This is a genomic window from Streptomyces sp. NPDC002088 (assembly GCF_040296605.1).
GTDB lineage: Bacteria > Actinomycetota > Actinomycetes > Streptomycetales > Streptomycetaceae > Streptomyces.
The window spans coordinates 158,856-173,855 of sequence record NZ_JBEOXO010000006.1; the positions used below are offsets into that span (position 1 = coordinate 158,856).

A 15,000-nucleotide genomic window follows, 5' to 3' on the forward strand; every position below is an offset into this window, starting at 1 on the left:
GACCTTACTGATCCACGGCCGGTACGCCGGAACCGGCACCCACGCCGTCCTTGAGCAGCACGTCCTCGTCGAAGCAGGTGCGGGCCCCGGTGTGGCAGGCGGCACCGACCTGGTCGACCTTGACCAGCAGGGTGTCGGCGTCGCAGTCGAGGGCGACGGACTTGACCCACTGGAAGTGGCCGGAGGTGTCGCCCTTGACCCAGTACTCCTGGCGGCTGCGGGACCAGTACGTGCAGCGGCCGGTGGTCAGTGTGCGGTGCAGGGCCTCGTCGTCCATCCAGCCGAGCATCAGCACCTCTCCGGTGTCGTACTGCTGGGCGATGGCGGGCAGGAGTCCGTCGGCGCTGCGCTTGAGGCGGGCGGCGATCTCGGGATCGAGGTTGCTGGACGCGGGCGTGCTGGTCATGGGTGCCATTGTGCCGCGCGGCACTGACAGTGCCGACGCGGTGTCCACTGATCGGATAGCGGCGGCACGATGCGTCTCGGTGAGGGGCGGTGTCGGGCGACGGGTGGGCGGACCTCTTACCCCGGTCGTACGCTGGCTGCATGTCGACCTTTGCCAAGCGTGAACGGCTCCTTCTCGCCGACCTCTTGGAAACCGCCGGTCCGGAGGCCCCCACCCTGTGCGAGGGCTGGGTGACCCGCGACCTGGCCGCCCATGTGGTGGTACGGGAGCGCCGTCCCGACGCCGCCGGGGGCATCCTCATCAAGCAGCTCGCGTCCCGCCTGGACAAGGCGATGGAGGAGTTCGCCGCCAAGCCGTACGAGGAGCTGATCCAGCTGATCCGTACCGGCCCGCCGCGCTTCTCACCGTTCTCGCTGAAGCAGATCGACGAGGCGTCCAACACGATCGAGTTCTACGTCCACACGGAGGACGTCCGGCGCGCCCAGCCCGACTGGGCACTGCGCGAGCTCGACCCGGTCTTCCAGGACGCGCTCTGGTCCCGCCTGGAACGCGCCGCCCGCCTCATGGGCCGCACCGCTCCCACGGGCCTGGTCCTGCGCCGCTCGGACGGCCAGACAGTGGTCGCCCACCGCGGCACACCGGTGGTGACGGCGACCGGCGAGCCGTCGGAGCTGCTGCTGTTCCTGTACGGCCGGCAGAACGCGGCGAAGGTGTCCCTGGAGGGCGACGAGGACGCGATCGCCACGCTGCACGGGTCGAAGCAGCTGGGTATCTGAGTTCAGCGGGGCAGTTCCGCCTGGCGGAGGGCGCGCACGCTCAGGGCGACGACGCCGCCGAGGCCGCACACCGCCGCGCTGACGACGAATACCGGGCCGGTGCCCCACGCCTGGATCGCGGCAGCGGCGAAGGGCATGCTCAGAGGGGCGAAGCCGAGGCTGACCAGGCCGGCGACGGCGGTGACGCGGCCGAGGTAGGCGGGGTCGGCCTGGGTCTGGAGCAGGGCGCCGCACATCGCGCCGCTGAGCCCGGCGAGCAGGCCGATGAGCAGGGCCACGCCGACGGCGGCGACGACGCCGGGGACGTAGGCGAGGGCGCCGATCGCGACGGAGCCGGCGAGGATCGCGTAGGCCGCGACCAGACCGGCGTGCGGCAGTCGGCCCCGTACGGTCAGCAGCAGTGAGACGGCCCCCGCGCCGACGCCGAACCCGGCGAGCACCCAGCCCATGCCGGAGGCCCCCCAGCCCCGCTCGTCGGCCAGCAGGGTCAGGCCCACGTTGAGCGGGCCGACGAAACCGAAGTCGCCGAGGGCGATGGCGAGCATCAGCGGGGCGAGAACGCGGTGGTGGCGGATGTAACGCAGCCCGGCCGACAGGTCGCTCCAGGCGGTGGTGCGGTTGGCGCCGGCCTCTTCGCCCGCGGGCAGGTCCCGGACGTCGGCTCCGGCCTCTTCGCCCGCGGGGAGATCCCGGACGTCGGCTTCGGCGGCGTCGTCCGCGGGGAGGTCCCGGACCCGTACGGTGAGCAGCAGCGGCACCGACACCGCGATCAGCAGCCCGGCGAGGCCGAACGCGGCGGCCGCGCCGCCCACCGCCACGCACAGGCCGCCCAGCGGGGCACCGACGACGTTGGCGAAGCGGATCGCCAGGCCGCGCATCCCCTGGACGCGGGCCAGTTGGCCCTTGCCGGTGATCCGCGCCGGGAGCGCGCCGACGGCCGGCATGAACACCGCGTCGACGGCGCCGAAGACCAGGGCCAGCAGGGCCAGCGGCCACAGGCCGGGGCTGGTGAAGAACACCAGCGCGGCCACCCCCAGCACCGCCGCACAGCGCACGGCGTCGCTGCCGATCACGACCCGGCGTGGTCCGAGCCGGTCGGCGATCACTCCCCCGCCCAGCATGAGCAGGGCCCGGGGCAGCGCGCTGACCGACATCACCAGCCCCGCCTGCGAGGGCGAACCGGCCTGTACGGCGGCCCAGGACAGGGCGATGTAGTAGACGCTGTCGCCCACCATCGAGGAGGCGTAGGCGCCGAGCCAGCGCAGCACGTTCGGGTCGCGGTGGGCGGGGCGGTCGGCGGTGACGGCGGTGGCCGGGGGTATGAGCATGGCGGTCACGAGACCTGGTCCTCTCAGAAGCGGAACGGGAATCCGTACACGTGCAGGGCGACGTTCTCGCGCCCCTGGGTGTCGCCGGCGGCTTCGGCCGCCCGGCTCTTCTCGTCGTACTTCCTGGCGAGGGCGGTCAGCTCCTGGCGGAGCTCGTCCAGTTCCGCCGACGTCAGCCGGAACAGTGACTCGCTGTCGGGGGCGGCGGCATTCCACTCGGGGCCCCACGTCGAGCGTTCGTCGAGGTAGCGGCGGTACATCTCCGTGCGCTGCTCGTGGAAGAGCCGGGTGGCCGCCAGGTGCGCGGCGACCCGTTCGGGCGCGTCCCGGAAGTCCTTGTCGCGGATGCTCACGCCCTCCGAGGAGGGCTGCCACCACCGCTCCCGGCCGTCCGCGCTCTGCGGTTCGGCCTCCTCGATCAGGCCGTGCTCGGCGAGTTTGCGCAGGTGGTAGCTGACCAGTGAGACGGCCTCGTCGACCTGCTCGGCGAGCTGCGACGCGGTCGCCTTCTCCGCCACGCACAACCCTCGGTACAGCTTCATCCGCAGCGGATGCGCCAGTGCTTTGAGCGTGCCCACATCCGTGATGGGACGGCTCCCCTCGGCTGTCATGCACCCACCGTAAATACGAAAAGAAAGTTGCGCAATATATTTTGCGCAACTTTCCTTTCGTATCTGCCCAGAGTGAAGCCCCGGCCACCCAGTGACCGGGGCTCAAGCCGAGCGCGGCGTCACCGCACCGGGTGGCCCGCCTCCCGCAACGCCTGCTTCACTTCTCCGATCCGCAGATCCCCGAAGTGGAAGACGGAGGCCGCGAGCACGGCGTCCGCCCCCGCTTCGATGGCCGGCGGGAAGTCGCCGAGCTTGCCGGCGCCGCCGGAGGCGATCACCGGAACCGTCACGTGCTTGCGGACGGCCGCGATCATCTCCAGGTCGTAGCCGTCCTTCGTGCCGTCCGCGTCCATCGAGTTCAGCAGGATCTCCCCGGCGCCCAGCTCGGCGGCCCGGTGCGCCCACTCGACGGCGTCGATGCCGGTGCCCTTGCGGCCACCGTGCGTCGTCACCTCGAAGCTCCCGGACGGCGTCCGGCGCGCGTCGACCGACAGCACCAGGACCTGCCGGCCGAAGCGCTCCGCGATCTCACGTATCAGCTCGGGCCGGGCGATGGCGGCCGTGTTCACGCCCACCTTGTCGGCACCGGCCCGCAGCAGCTTGTCCACGTCCTCGGCCGTACGCACACCGCCGCCGACCGTCAGCGGGATGAACACCTGCTCGGCCGTACGGCGCACCACGTCGTACGTCGTCTCGCGGTTGCCCGAGGACGCGGTGATGTCCAGGAACGTCAGCTCGTCGGCGCCCTCGGCGTCGTACACCTTCGCCATCTCGACGGGGTCGCCCGCGTCGCGCAGGTTCTGGAAGTTGACACCCTTGACGACCCGGCCGTTGTCCACGTCCAGGCAGGGGATGACTCGAACCGCCAGGGTCATGAATCCACGGCTCCTCTGAATGTTTCTAGCCTCGGAAGGCTTCCAGTTCCACTTCGACCAGGATGCGCGGATCGACGAACCCCTCCACGACCAGCAGGGTCGAGACCGGGCGCACCGAGTCGAAGAGCTCCCAGTGGGCCCGCCCCGCCGCCTCGACGTCCCGCGCATGGGTCAGGTACATCCGCGTACGCACCACGGACTCGATACCGAGCCCGAACTCGCCGATCGCCTCGACCGCGCTGGTGAAGGCCACCCTGGCCTGCTCGTACGGGTCGCCCTCCCCGTACAGCACGCTGCCCTTGAAGGACGTCGTGCCCCCCACCAGGACGCGGTCGCCCGCCGCGACGGCACGTGCGAAACCGAAGGATTCCTCCCAGGGACTTCCACTCTGCACGCGCCGCACGGCATCGCTCACGACACAGCCTCCAAGGCCTCTTCCAGGGTGAACGCCTTCGCGTACAGGGCCTTCCCGACGATGGAGCCCTCGACACCGAGGGGGACCAGCTCGGCGATGGCCCGCAGGTCGTCCAGCGACGACACGCCGCCGGAGGCCACGACCGGGCGGTCCGTCGCCGCACACACGGTGCGCAGCAGTTCCAGGTTCGGGCCCTGGAGCGTGCCGTCCTTGGCGATGTCGGTGACGACGTACCGCGCGCAGCCCTCCTTGTTGAGGCGGTCCAGCGTCTCGTAGAGGTCGCCGCCGTCGCGGGTCCAGCCGCGGCCGCGCAGGGTCGTACCGCGTACGTCGAGGCCCACCGCGATCTTGTCGCCGTACTCGGCGATGACCTTGGCGACCCACTCCGGGGTCTCCAGGGCGGCCGTGCCGAGGTTCACCCGGGTGCAGCCGGTGGCGAGCGCGGCGGCGAGGGTGTCGTCGTCGCGGATGCCGCCGGACAGCTCCACCTTGATGTCCATCGCCTTCGCGACCTCGCCGATCAGCGCGCGGTTGTCGCCCGTCCCGAAGGCGGCGTCCAGGTCGACCAGGTGCAGCCACTCGGCGCCCGACCGCTGCCAGGCGAGGGCGGCCTCCAGCGGGGAACCGTAGGAGGTCTCCGTACCGGACTCGCCGTGCACCAGGCGGACAGCCTGGCCGTCGCGGACGTCGACGGCGGGAAGGAGTTCGAGCTTCGAAGCCATCAGAGGGTTCCGATCCAGTTGTTCAGCAGCTGCGCTCCGGCGTCGCCGGACTTCTCGGGGTGGAACTGCGTGGCCCACAGGGCACCGTTCTCCACGGCGGCCACGAAGGGCTTGCCGTGCGTCGACCAGGTCACCTTGGGGGCGCGCATGGCCGGGTTGTGCACTTCGAGGGACCAGTCGTGGACGGCGTAGGAGTGCACGAAGTAGAAGCGCGCGTCCGCGTCCAGCCCTGCGAACAGCTCGGAGCCAGCCGGCGCCTCGACGGTGTTCCAGCCCATGTGGGGCACGATCTCGGCCTGGAGCGGCTCGACCGAGCCGGGCCACTCGTCGAGGCCCTCGGTCTCGACGCCGTGCTCGATGCCCCGCGCGAACAGGATCTGCATGCCGACGCAGATGCCCATCACCGGGCGGCCGCCGGAGAGGCGACGGTCGATGATCCAGTCGCCGCGCGCGTCGCGAAGGCCCCGCATGCAGGCGGCGAACGCGCCGACGCCCGGCACCAGCAGGCCGTCCGCGTTCATGGCCTGGTCGAAGTCACGGGTGATCTCGACGTCCGCGCCGGTGCGCGCGAGGGCCCGCTCGGCGGAGCGGACGTTGCCGAAGCCGTAGTCGAAGACGACCACCTTTTTGGAAGCGTTGCTCAATTCCACACCTCCAGCCGCATGACACCCGCGACGAGACACATCGCGGCACCGATGGAGAGCAGCACGATGAGGCTCTTCGGCATCTGCTGCTTGACGAACGAGTAGATGCCGCCGAGGAGGAAGAGTCCGACGACGATCAGGATGCTGGACAGACTGGTCATGGGTTACAGCGCACCCTTCGTGGAGGGAAGGATGCCGGCCGCGCGCGGGTCGCGCTCGCTCGCGTAGCGCAGCGCCCGCGCCAGCGCCTTGAACTGGCACTCCACGATGTGGTGGGCGTTGCGCCCGTACGGCACGTGCACGTGCAGCGCGATCTGTGCCTGCGCCACGAAGGACTCCAGGATGTGCCGGGTCATCGTGGTGTCGTACTCGCCGATCATCGGCGCCATCTTCTCGGGCTCGGTGTGCACGAGGTACGGGCGGCCGGAGAGGTCGACGGTGACCTGGGCGAGGGACTCGTCCAGCGGGACCGTGCAGTTGCCGAACCGGTAGATCCCCACCTTGTCGCCGAGCGCCTGCTTGAAGGCGGCGCCCAGCGCGAGGGCGGTGTCCTCGATGGTGTGGTGCGAGTCGATGTGCAGGTCGCCCTCGGTCTTCACGGTCAGGTCGAACAGACCGTGCCGGCCGAGCTGGTCCAGCATGTGGTCGTAGAAGCCGACGCCGGTGGAGATCTCCGTCTTCCCGGTTCCGTCGAGGTCGATCTCGACCAGGACGGCGGTCTCCTTGGTCGTCCGTTCCACGCGTCCTACGCGGTTCATGCGCTCTGCTCCTTCTTCAAGTCACGTACCGCGTCGAGGAACGCGTCGTTCTCTTCCGGGGTTCCGGCGGTGACCCGCAGCCACCCCGGTACGCCGTTGTCCCGGACCAGGACACCCCGGTCGAGGATCTTCTGCCAGGTGGCGTGGGAGTCCTCGAACCGCCCGAACTGCACGAAGTTCGCGTCGGACTCGGTGACCTCGTAGCCGATGGACCGCAGCTCGGCGACCAGCCGGTCCCGCTCCGCCTTCAGCTGCTCGACGTACTTCAGCAGCGTGTCGGTGTGCTCCAGAGCCGCCAGCGCGGTCGCCTGCGCGACGGCCGACAGGTGGTAGGGCAGCCGTACCAGCTGGACCGCGTCCACGACCGCCGGGTGCGCGGCGAGATAGCCGAGGCGCAGCCCCGCCGCGCCGAAGGCCTTCGACATCGTCCGCGAGACGACGAGATTCGGCCGTCCTTCGATCAGCGGCAGCAGCGAGTCGCCGTGGCTGAACTCGATGTACGCCTCGTCCACGACCACCATCGACGGCTTGGCCGCCTGGGCGGCCTCGTACAGCGCGAGGACCGTCTCGCGCGAGACCGCGTTGCCCGTGGGGTTGTTGGGGGTCGTGATGAAGACGACGTCCGGCCGGTTCTCGGCGATGGCCTGCTCGGCGGCCGCGAGATCGATCGTGAAGTCCTCGTTGCGCGGGCCCGAGATCCAGCCCGTGCCCGTGCCGCGCGCGATGAGCGCGTGCATCGAGTACGACGGCTCGAAGCCGATCGCCGTACGGCCCGGTCCGCCGAAGGTCTGCAGCAGCTGCTGGATGACCTCGTTGGAGCCGTTGGCGGCCCAGACGTTGGCGAGGCCCACCTCGTGGCCGGAGGTGTCCGTCAGGTACTTGGCGAGCTGCGTGCGCAGCTCGACGGCGTCCCGGTCCGGGTAGCGGTTGAGGTTCCGGGCCGCCGCACGCACCCGCTCGGCGATCCGCTCGACCAGCGGCTCGGGCAGCGGGTACGGGTTCTCGTTGGTGTTCAGCCGTACGGGGACGTCCAGCTGGGGCGCGCCGTAGGGGGACTTGCCGCGCAGCTCGTCGCGTACGGGGAGATCGTCAATGCCGGTCACTTGCTCAGTCACTTGCTCTCAGGCACCTTCCACCCGAATCGGGCCTTGACCGCCGCGCCGTGCGCCGGCAGGTCCTCCGCCTCCGCCAGCGTCACCACGTGATGCGCGACCTCGGCCAGCGCGTCCTTCGTGTAGTCGACGATGTGGATGCCCCGCAGGAAGGACTGGACGGACAGGCCCGAGGAGTGGCAGGCGCAGCCGCCGGTCGGGAGCACGTGGTTGGAGCCGGCCGCGTAGTCGCCCAGCGAGACCGGCGCCCAGGGGCCGATGAAGATCGCGCCCGCGTTGCGCACCCGGTCGGCGACCGCCGTCGCGTCGGCCGTCTGGATCTCCAGGTGCTCGGCGCCGTAGGCGTCGACCACCCGCAGGCCCTCGTCGACGCCGTCGACGAGCACGATCGCGGACTGCTTGCCCTCGAGGGCCGGGACGATCCGGTCGTCGATGTGCTTGGTGGCCGCGACCTGCGGCTCCAGCTCCTTCTCCACCGCGTCCGCCAGTTCGACGGAGTCGGTGACCAGGACGGCGGCCGCGAGCGGGTCGTGCTCGGCCTGACTGATCAGGTCGGCGGCGACGTGCACCGGGTCGGCCGTGGAGTCCGCGAGGATCGCGATCTCGGTCGGGCCGGCCTCGGCGTCGATGCCGATCTTGCCGGTGTAGTAGCGCTTGGCGGCGGCGACCCAGATGTTGCCGGGGCCGGTGACCATGTTGACGGGCGGGCAGGACTCGGTGCCGTGCGCGAACATCGCGACGGCGGTGGCGCCGCCGGCCGCGTACACCTCGTCGACGCCGAGCAGCGCGCACGCGGCGAGGATCGTCGGGTGCGGCAGGCCGCCGAAGTCGGCCTGCGCCGGGGAGGCGAGCGCGATCGACTCGACGCCGGCCTCCTGCGCCGGTACGACGTTCATGACCACGGAGGACGGGTAGACCGACCGGCCGCCGGGGGCGTAGAGCCCGACCCGCTCGACCGGCACCCACTTCTCGGTCACCGAGCCGCCGGGCACGACCTGGGTCGTGTGCGTCGTACGACGCTGGGCGCGGTGGACGAGCCGGGCGCGGCGGATGGTCTCCTCCAGGGCCGCGCGCACGGCCGGGTCGAGCTGCTCCAGCGCGTCGCTGATCGCCTGGGCCGGCACGCGTACGGATTCCAGCCGTACGCCGTCGAACTTCTCGGCGAAGTCGATCAGCGCCGCGTCGCCCCGATGATGCACGGCTTCGCAGATCGGACGCACCTTCTCGAGGGCGGCCTGAACGTCGAAGTCGGCTCGGGGCAGCAGGTCGCGCAGGGCGGGGCCCTCAGGGAGGGCGTCGCCGCGCAGATCGATTCGGGAGATCACGCCGTCAATTCTCTCAGACCGGGATCGGGCGTCGTTCGCGCGTATCAATGGTTGATACAGAACCCCGGCCACGGCGAGGTCACGGGTGAAACGGAATGGCGCCGGAACCCGGAAGATCTCCTTCACGTCTTGCGTTCGGGGCGTCACTCAGCGGGCATGACCGCTTGTACGAAGGAACGAACCCGTGAGTAGCCGGGGAGGAAGTGAAGAACCGTGACCGAGGGGGCCGGCATCCGCACCGGGGACCTGCCGGAGGATCTGACCGCCGCCGAGGAGGGCATGTGGGACGCCTTCCGCACCGGCACCGTGTACGACCTGAGCAGCGGGGACACCGTCGTCGACGATCCGCACGGCGGACATCCCTGGGGGCCCGAGCGGACCGTGCGGGCCCGCATCCTCGCCTGGCTGCTCCTGGACGGGCCGCCCGCGCTGGCGGGGCGCGTGTCGTCGCTGAAGCTGGTCGGCGTGCAGATCAGCGGCGTGCTGGACCTCGCGGGCGGCACGGTGGTGCCGTACGTCGAGCTGAGGGGCTGCCGCTTCGAGCGGGAGGTGCTGCTGCCGGAGGCCCGCTTCACGACCGCCCGCCTGGTGGACTGCTCGGTGCCGCGGCTGGAGGCGGCCCGGGTGCACACCGAGGGTGACCTGCATCTGCCGCGCTGCCGCTTCCACAACGGCGTCCGGCTCACCGACGCGCACATCGGCACGGACCTGCTGCTCAACCAGGCGATCGTCTACCGGGACCGCAGCGGCCGCTCGATCGCCGCCGACGGCATGTCGGTCGGGCAGGATCTGCAGGCCGAGCTCCTCGAGTCGCACGGCGAGCTGAGCCTGCGCGGCGCGACGGTGGGCGTCTCGCTGAGCCTGCGCGGCGCACGGCTGTTCAACCCGTACACGCGGCTCGCCCTGAACGCGCCCCAGCTGACGGTCGGGCGCACCCTGTACCTGACCCCGGCGGGCGTCGGGGCCCAGGTGCTGAGCGGGGCGACCCCGCCGCAGGGCACACGCGTGCAGCGGTTCGAGTGCCGGGGCGGGGTGCGGCTGGACGACGGGCGGTTCGGGGACGCCGTCGACCTCGAACGGGCCCGGTTCGTCTTCACCGACGACCAGGCACTGTCGCTGCTCCGCGTGCAGACTCCGGAGCTGCGCTTCCTCGGCGAGCGGCCGCAGCGCGGCAAGGTCGTGCTGTCGGGGGCGCGGATCGTCAACCTCGTCGACCGGGCGACCAGTTGGCCGGGCCCGGGCAATCTGCACATGGGCGGTTTCTCGTACGAGAACCTCGTGCCGCACGGCCCCTTCCCGCTGACCGAGCGGCTGGAGTGGGTGGCCGCGGCGACCGCCGAGTACAACCCGGAGCCGTACGAGCGGCTGGCGGCCGTGCTGCGCGCCGGGGGCGAGGACGAGGACGCCCGCGAGGTGCTCCTCGCCAAGCAGCGCCACCGCCGGCAGACCCTGCCGCCGGCCGCCAAGCTCTGGGGGTACGCACAGGACTGGACGGTCGCCTACGGCTACCGGCCGGGCCGGGCCGCGGTGTGGATGGCGGTGCTGTGGGCGGCGGGAACGCTCGCCTTCGCCCACGCGGGCCGCCCTCCGGTCAACGGCGACGGACACCCGGAGTGGGACCCGGCGCTGTTCGCCCTGGACCTGCTGCTGCCGGTCGTCGACCTGGGCCAGCTCGGCCAGTGGCAGCTCAGCAGCGGCCGGCAGTGGCTGGCCGCGGCGATGATCCTGCTCGGCTGGGTCCTGGCGACGACGGTGGCGACGGGGGCCACGCGGATGCTGCGGCGGAGCTAGGCCTGAGCTGGTCAGGGGTCAGGGCTCGCCGCCAGGCCTTACCCGCGGTAGACGCACAGCCATTCGATAGTTGAGCAACCGTCACGTTTTGCTCTTCCTTGACCACTCGACGTACAACTTTCCGCAGGTTCTGTGGAGCCACTGGCGCGCCTTCGACCTGCGCCTTTTCAATGGTCGACACCATGGCTCTGCTGCCCCCCTTCATCCGTGCGTCGCGGATGAGAACCACCGCCCCGCACCCCGTCGCCGAGCCCCCCGCCGACGACGAGGTGCTTCTCGACGCGCCCGACGAAGACCTGGGACCGGCGCTGGTCGCCGCCGCGCGGGGCGAGCACGGGCCGGCCGCGGAGCTGCTCGCCGCCACCCGCGAGCACGCCGAGTGGGAGGACCGCGACCGGTACGTCGTGCGCCTGGCGTCCTTCGCCCGCTCCCGCGGCGAGTGGTTGGAGAACTGGCGCGCCACCGCGCCGCACGACCCGGACGTGCTGCTGGTCGGGGCCCAGCTGGCCGTGGACCGCGCCTGGGAGTCCCCGGCACGGGCCGAGCTGCTGCGGACCGTGAGCCCGTCGATCACGGCGGCCGCACGCAGCGACGACCGCGACCCGGTGCCGTGGCGGGTGGCGCTGGACCACGCGCGCGGCGCGCGCGCCGGGCACCGTTACTTCGAGGAGCTGTGGGAGGCGGCGGTCCGCCGCGCTCCGCACCACTACGGCTGCCATGTGGCGGCCCTGAAATACCTCGCGGGCGCCTGGCACGGCTCCCACCGCGAATGTTTCGACTTCGCCGAGCCGGCCGCGCAGGACGCGCCGCCCGGCTCGCTCGTCCAGGCCCTGCCGCTGCGGGCGGCCTTCGCCTACCTGACCGACGGATGCGGCCCCGAGGTGCCCCGCGAGCGGCTGGACGCGGCCGCCGACCGCGCGATCGCACTGTCCGCCCGGTACCCGGCGAGCGCCCCCTGGCCTGCGGAGATCCGCAACCTCGCGACCTACGTCCTGGTGCGCCTCGAACGCTGGTCCGACGCCCGGGAACAGCTGCGGCTGACCGGCCCGTACGCCACCTCCTTCCCCTGGGACCGAGTCTCGGACGATCCACTGGGACGCTTCCTGGAGGTGCGCGACGACGTCCGCAAGGCACTGGCCGGGGAGCCGCCGTGGCATCCACGGAGTGGGCACGGCGACCGCGCACACTCCCTGGGCCATTAGGCTTCTGCGCCGTGACCACCGTCCGGCTTCCGCTCTTCCCCCTGAACTCGGTGTTGTACCCCGGGCTCGTCCTGCCGCTCAACATCTTCGAGGAGCGCTATCGCGCCATGATGCGCGAGTTGCTGAAGACCCCCGAGGACGAACCGCGCCGGTTCGCCGTCGTGACCATCCGCGACGGCCACGAGGTGGCGCCCAGTGAGCCGGGCATGCCGGACCCGACGGCCGTGCCCGAGCGCGGGGCGACCGCGGGCTTCGGCGCGGACCCGCTGAAGGCGTTCCACGGCACCGGCTGCATCGCCGACGCGGCGACCGTCCGGGAGCGGGCGGACGGCACCTTCGAGGTGCTGGCGACGGGCACGACCCGGGTGCGGCTGCTGTCGGTGGACGCGTCGGGCCCGTTCCTGACGGCCGAGCTGGAGGAGCTGCCGGAGGAGCCCGGCGACGAGGCGGGGGCACTCGCCGAGGGCGTACTGCGCGCCTTCCGGCAGTACCAGAAGCGTCTGGCGGGCGCCCGGGAGCGATCCCTGACGACGGGCGCGGAGCTGCCCGACGAGCCCTCCGTGGTGTCGTACCTGGTGGCGGCGGCGATGATGCTGGACACGCCGACGAAGCAGCGCCTGCTCCAGGCCCCCGACACGGCGTCCCGGCTCCGGGACGAGCTGAAACTCCTTCGCTCCGAGACGGCCATCATCCGTAATCTGCCGTCGCTGCCCTCGTCGGACCTGACGCGCGGCCCGACGAGTCTCAACTGACGTACGACCCCGAGGAACCAGCCGGTATGGCGAAGAAGGCGAAGAAGCAGCAGCAGTCCGGGGGCACACCCGCGACGGTGGCGCTGACCGCGGCAGGCGTGGACTACACGGTCCACTCCTACGACCACGACCCGTCCCACCCGTCCTACGGCGAGGAGGCCGCCGAGGCGATGGGCGTCTCCCCCGACCGCGTCTTCAAGACGCTGGTGGCGGACGTGGATGGCGCGCTGACCGTGGCCGTGGTCCCGGTGGCGGGCCAGCTCGACCTGAAGGCGCTGGCGTCGGCGGTCGGCGGCAAGCGGGCGGCGATGGCGGACCCGGCCCTCGCGGAGCGCACCACGGGCTACGTCCGCGGCGGCATCTCCCCGCTCGGCCAGCGCAAGAAGCTCCGCACGGTCCTGGACGACTCGGCCACCGCCCACGCCACGATCTGCGTCTCCGCGGGCCGCCGCGGCCTGGAGGTCGAACTGTCCCCCACGGCCCTCGCGGGCCTCACGGGCGCGGTCCTGGCCCCCATCGGGCGCGCGTGACCCAGGTTTTCAGCCCGTCGTGGGGGTCCCCCCGCTCGAGCGAAGCCGAGAGTGGGGGAGTTTGAGGACGAGGCCGTCAAGGCCGACAGCGGGGGTCTGGGGGCGGAGCCCCCAGGGACGGGAAAGGTAGGGGCGGCGGGGGCGAAAAACACCCCGCCGCAACCACAGCGCGCGCCGCCCCCTACGCCTGCGGCGCCCCGTACGACTGCTGGTACGGATCCGGGTCCCGGGGCCCGAACAGTGCCGTCAGCCCCATGTGGACCACCAGCCCGGCGAGCGGCCACGCCAGCCACGCCCCCTTCGCCCCCAGCTTCAGCGGCGCGGAGAACGTCACGCCCTTGCCCACGGCCTTGGCGTGCGCGATCACGTCCGACGTGGGCCCAAGCCACACCCCGACCCGCCACGCCAGCAGCGACCCGAGCAGCCCCCCGACGCCCAGCGCCACCACCAGCGGCACACCCCCACGCCGCCGCCACAGGAACACCCCGAGCGCGCTCACGGCCCCGAAGGCCAGCGCCAGCAGCGTGAACGTTCCGTCCACGCCGATCGCCTGCTCCCCCTCGGTGTCCTTGAGGTAGACGACCCAGCCTCCGTCCGACGAGTCGCCGACCAGCGGCACATGCGGCGCCAGCCACCACCACAGCACCCCGAGCAGCGCCCCGGTGACCGCGACCACCAGGGTGACGACGGCGGCCTCGATCACCTCGGTCTTCATCCCGGGCCCGTCCTGTCCGTACAAGCCGGCGTGCGGCGCGGGAACCACCCCGCTGTACACACCGGGTGACGGCGGCCACGCGTCGTGCGGGGACTGTTCGTGCGGCGGCGGAGGCGGAGTCAGCGGTGCGGTCACCCTGCCATCGTGCCAGGCCCGGCTGTGCGGCGCGTCACCGGACGGCAGCCCGGCGATACGCCCAGGTGGCGACGGCCAGCGAAACGACGCCGACGAGCGCGCACACGGCCAGGTCACCGAGGACGAAGGCCCAGTCGGGGTGCGCCCCGAAGGTCCGCGCATAGGCTTCCACGCCGTAGGTCGACGGCAGCAGGTCCCGCGCGAACCGCACGACCTCCGGCATACGGTCGGCCGGCAGCACGCCGAGCAGCAGTGCCGCCGACATGCCCAGCTGCCCGAGCACGGTGGCCAGTTCGGGCCGCGGCGCGAGCAGCCCGAACGCGGCGCCGAGCCCGGCGAGCGCGGCCCCGGCGAGCGGGATCACCGCGACGAGGATCCAGAGGTTCCCCATGGGCAGCCCGAAGAGCACGCAACCGAACACGGCGGTGACCACGGTCCCCGGCACGGTGAAGGACGCGTACGCGCCCGCCGCGCCCAGCACGACCGCGGCGGGCGGCACCGGAAGCGTCGCGTAGTGGTCCAGGCCGCCGCTGGACCGCAGCTGCCCGAAGTACTGGGCGAGCAGGTTCAGCGCGACGAAGGCGACGACGAGGACGGACGAGCCGGCCACCACCGACTCCGCCTCGCTGCCGCCGTCCACGACCCCCCGCATCATGATCAGGATGCCGATCGACTGGAAGGTCGCCACGAACAGCAGCGGGATCCGCGCGACCCGGGCCCGGGACAGCTGCGCCCGGTACACGGCCGCCAGCGCCGGCCACAGCCGCGCGCGCGGCCCGAGCTCGGCCGCTTCCCAGGCCGTCTCCTCCACGGCCCGGGCGCTGCCCGGCAGAACCTCGGCGGGTACGACACTCACGTCGCGCTGCTCCCCTTCACTCTGGTTCACTCCGGGTCTCGCCCCGT

At 71.9% G+C, this 15,000-nt stretch carries 18 protein-coding genes; 5 read left to right on the top strand and 13 right to left on the bottom strand.

Going from position 1 to position 15,000, the window contains the following annotated elements:
- Positions 1-4: 4 nt before the first annotated feature.
- Entirely contained in the window at positions 5-406 is a 402-nt protein-coding gene (gene hisI, locus ABT114_RS15080; protein WP_351142485.1) for a phosphoribosyl-AMP cyclohydrolase, read from the bottom strand.
- Positions 407-546: 140 nt separating this feature from the next.
- On the opposite strand from hisI, the gene ABT114_RS15085 reads away from it, so the two are divergent.
- Positions 547-1,182: a TIGR03085 family metal-binding protein gene (locus ABT114_RS15085; RefSeq protein ID WP_351142487.1), complete on the top strand. Its 636-nt coding sequence runs from the start codon at positions 547-549 to the stop codon at positions 1,180-1,182.
- 2 nt (positions 1,183-1,184) lie between these two features.
- Here the strand turns inward: ABT114_RS15085 and ABT114_RS15090 are convergent, their stop codons facing one another.
- The 10 genes from ABT114_RS15090 to hisD form a co-directional block, all read right to left on the bottom strand.
- A complete protein-coding gene (locus ABT114_RS15090; protein ID WP_351143004.1) occupies positions 1,185-2,510 on the bottom strand; it encodes an MFS transporter in 1,326 nt (441 codons plus the stop codon).
- A gap of 23 nt (positions 2,511-2,533) precedes the next feature.
- A complete protein-coding gene (locus tag ABT114_RS15095; RefSeq protein WP_351142489.1) occupies positions 2,534-3,121 on the bottom strand; it encodes an ArsR/SmtB family transcription factor in 588 nt (195 codons plus the stop codon).
- 119 nt (positions 3,122-3,240) lie between these two features.
- A complete protein-coding gene (hisF, locus tag ABT114_RS15100) occupies positions 3,241-3,996 on the bottom strand; it encodes an imidazole glycerol phosphate synthase subunit HisF (protein WP_351142491.1) in 756 nt (251 codons plus the stop codon).
- A gap of 25 nt (positions 3,997-4,021) precedes the next feature.
- A complete protein-coding gene (locus ABT114_RS15105; RefSeq protein WP_351142493.1) occupies positions 4,022-4,411 on the bottom strand; it encodes a RidA family protein in 390 nt (129 codons plus the stop codon).
- Positions 4,408-5,133: a bifunctional 1-(5-phosphoribosyl)-5-((5-phosphoribosylamino)methylideneamino)imidazole-4-carboxamide isomerase/phosphoribosylanthranilate isomerase PriA gene (gene priA, locus ABT114_RS15110; RefSeq protein WP_351142495.1), complete on the bottom strand. Its 726-nt coding sequence runs from the start codon at positions 5,131-5,133 to the stop codon at positions 4,408-4,410. Before priA ends, ABT114_RS15105 begins: the two co-directional genes overlap by 4 nt.
- Complete coding sequence (hisH, locus tag ABT114_RS15115; protein ID WP_351142497.1) at positions 5,133-5,783, bottom strand: imidazole glycerol phosphate synthase subunit HisH; 651 nt, start codon at positions 5,781-5,783, stop codon at positions 5,133-5,135. The genes priA and hisH overlap by 1 nt, the downstream gene beginning before the upstream one ends.
- Positions 5,774-5,938, bottom strand: coding sequence for a CG2302 family histidine operon protein (locus tag ABT114_RS15120; RefSeq protein WP_351142499.1), 165 nt, complete (start codon positions 5,936-5,938; stop codon positions 5,774-5,776). Before ABT114_RS15120 ends, hisH begins: the two co-directional genes overlap by 10 nt.
- Before the next feature lie 3 nt (positions 5,939-5,941).
- Positions 5,942-6,535, bottom strand: a complete 594-nt coding sequence (gene hisB, locus ABT114_RS15125; RefSeq protein ID WP_351142502.1) for an imidazoleglycerol-phosphate dehydratase HisB — start codon at positions 6,533-6,535, stop codon at positions 5,942-5,944.
- On the bottom strand, positions 6,532-7,638 hold the full coding sequence (locus ABT114_RS15130) for a histidinol-phosphate transaminase (protein ID WP_351143006.1): 1,107 nt from the start codon (positions 7,636-7,638) through the stop codon (positions 6,532-6,534). Before ABT114_RS15130 ends, hisB begins: the two co-directional genes overlap by 4 nt.
- An 8-nt stretch (positions 7,639-7,646) precedes the next feature.
- Complete coding sequence (gene hisD / locus ABT114_RS15135) at positions 7,647-8,972, bottom strand: histidinol dehydrogenase (protein ID WP_351142504.1); 1,326 nt, start codon at positions 8,970-8,972, stop codon at positions 7,647-7,649.
- A 213-nt stretch (positions 8,973-9,185) separates the two neighbouring features.
- Between hisD and ABT114_RS15140 the strand changes: the two genes are divergently transcribed.
- The 4 genes from ABT114_RS15140 (at position 9,186) to ybaK (ending at position 13,247) form a co-directional block, all read left to right on the top strand.
- Positions 9,186-10,763 carry an oxidoreductase gene (locus ABT114_RS15140; protein ID WP_351142506.1) on the top strand — a complete coding sequence of 526 codons (1,578 nt, stop codon included), beginning with the start codon at positions 9,186-9,188 and terminating at the stop codon, positions 10,761-10,763.
- Positions 10,764-10,933: 170 nt separating this feature from the next.
- Entirely contained in the window at positions 10,934-11,965 is a 1,032-nt protein-coding gene (locus ABT114_RS15145) for a hypothetical protein (protein WP_351142508.1), read from the top strand.
- Between the two features lie 11 nt (positions 11,966-11,976).
- Positions 11,977-12,717 (top strand): LON peptidase substrate-binding domain-containing protein, encoded by a 741-nt coding sequence (locus ABT114_RS15150; protein WP_351142510.1) that lies wholly within the window; start codon positions 11,977-11,979, stop codon positions 12,715-12,717.
- 26 nt (positions 12,718-12,743) lie between these two features.
- The gene (gene ybaK, locus ABT114_RS15155) at positions 12,744-13,247 is read left to right on the top strand and encodes a Cys-tRNA(Pro) deacylase (RefSeq protein ID WP_351142512.1); all 504 of its coding nucleotides are present in this window, start codon (positions 12,744-12,746) and stop codon (positions 13,245-13,247) included.
- 181 nt (positions 13,248-13,428) lie between these two features.
- Here ybaK and ABT114_RS15160 read toward each other — a convergent pair whose 3' ends face one another.
- Together ABT114_RS15160 and ABT114_RS15165 are read right to left on the bottom strand one after the other, a co-directional pair.
- A complete protein-coding gene (locus tag ABT114_RS15160; protein ID WP_351142514.1) occupies positions 13,429-14,097 on the bottom strand; it encodes an AAA family ATPase in 669 nt (222 codons plus the stop codon).
- A gap of 34 nt (positions 14,098-14,131) precedes the next feature.
- Positions 14,132-14,953 carry an ABC transporter permease gene (locus tag ABT114_RS15165; protein WP_351142516.1) on the bottom strand — a complete coding sequence of 274 codons (822 nt, stop codon included), beginning with the start codon at positions 14,951-14,953 and terminating at the stop codon, positions 14,132-14,134.
- Between the last annotated feature and the right edge of the window lie 47 nt (positions 14,954-15,000).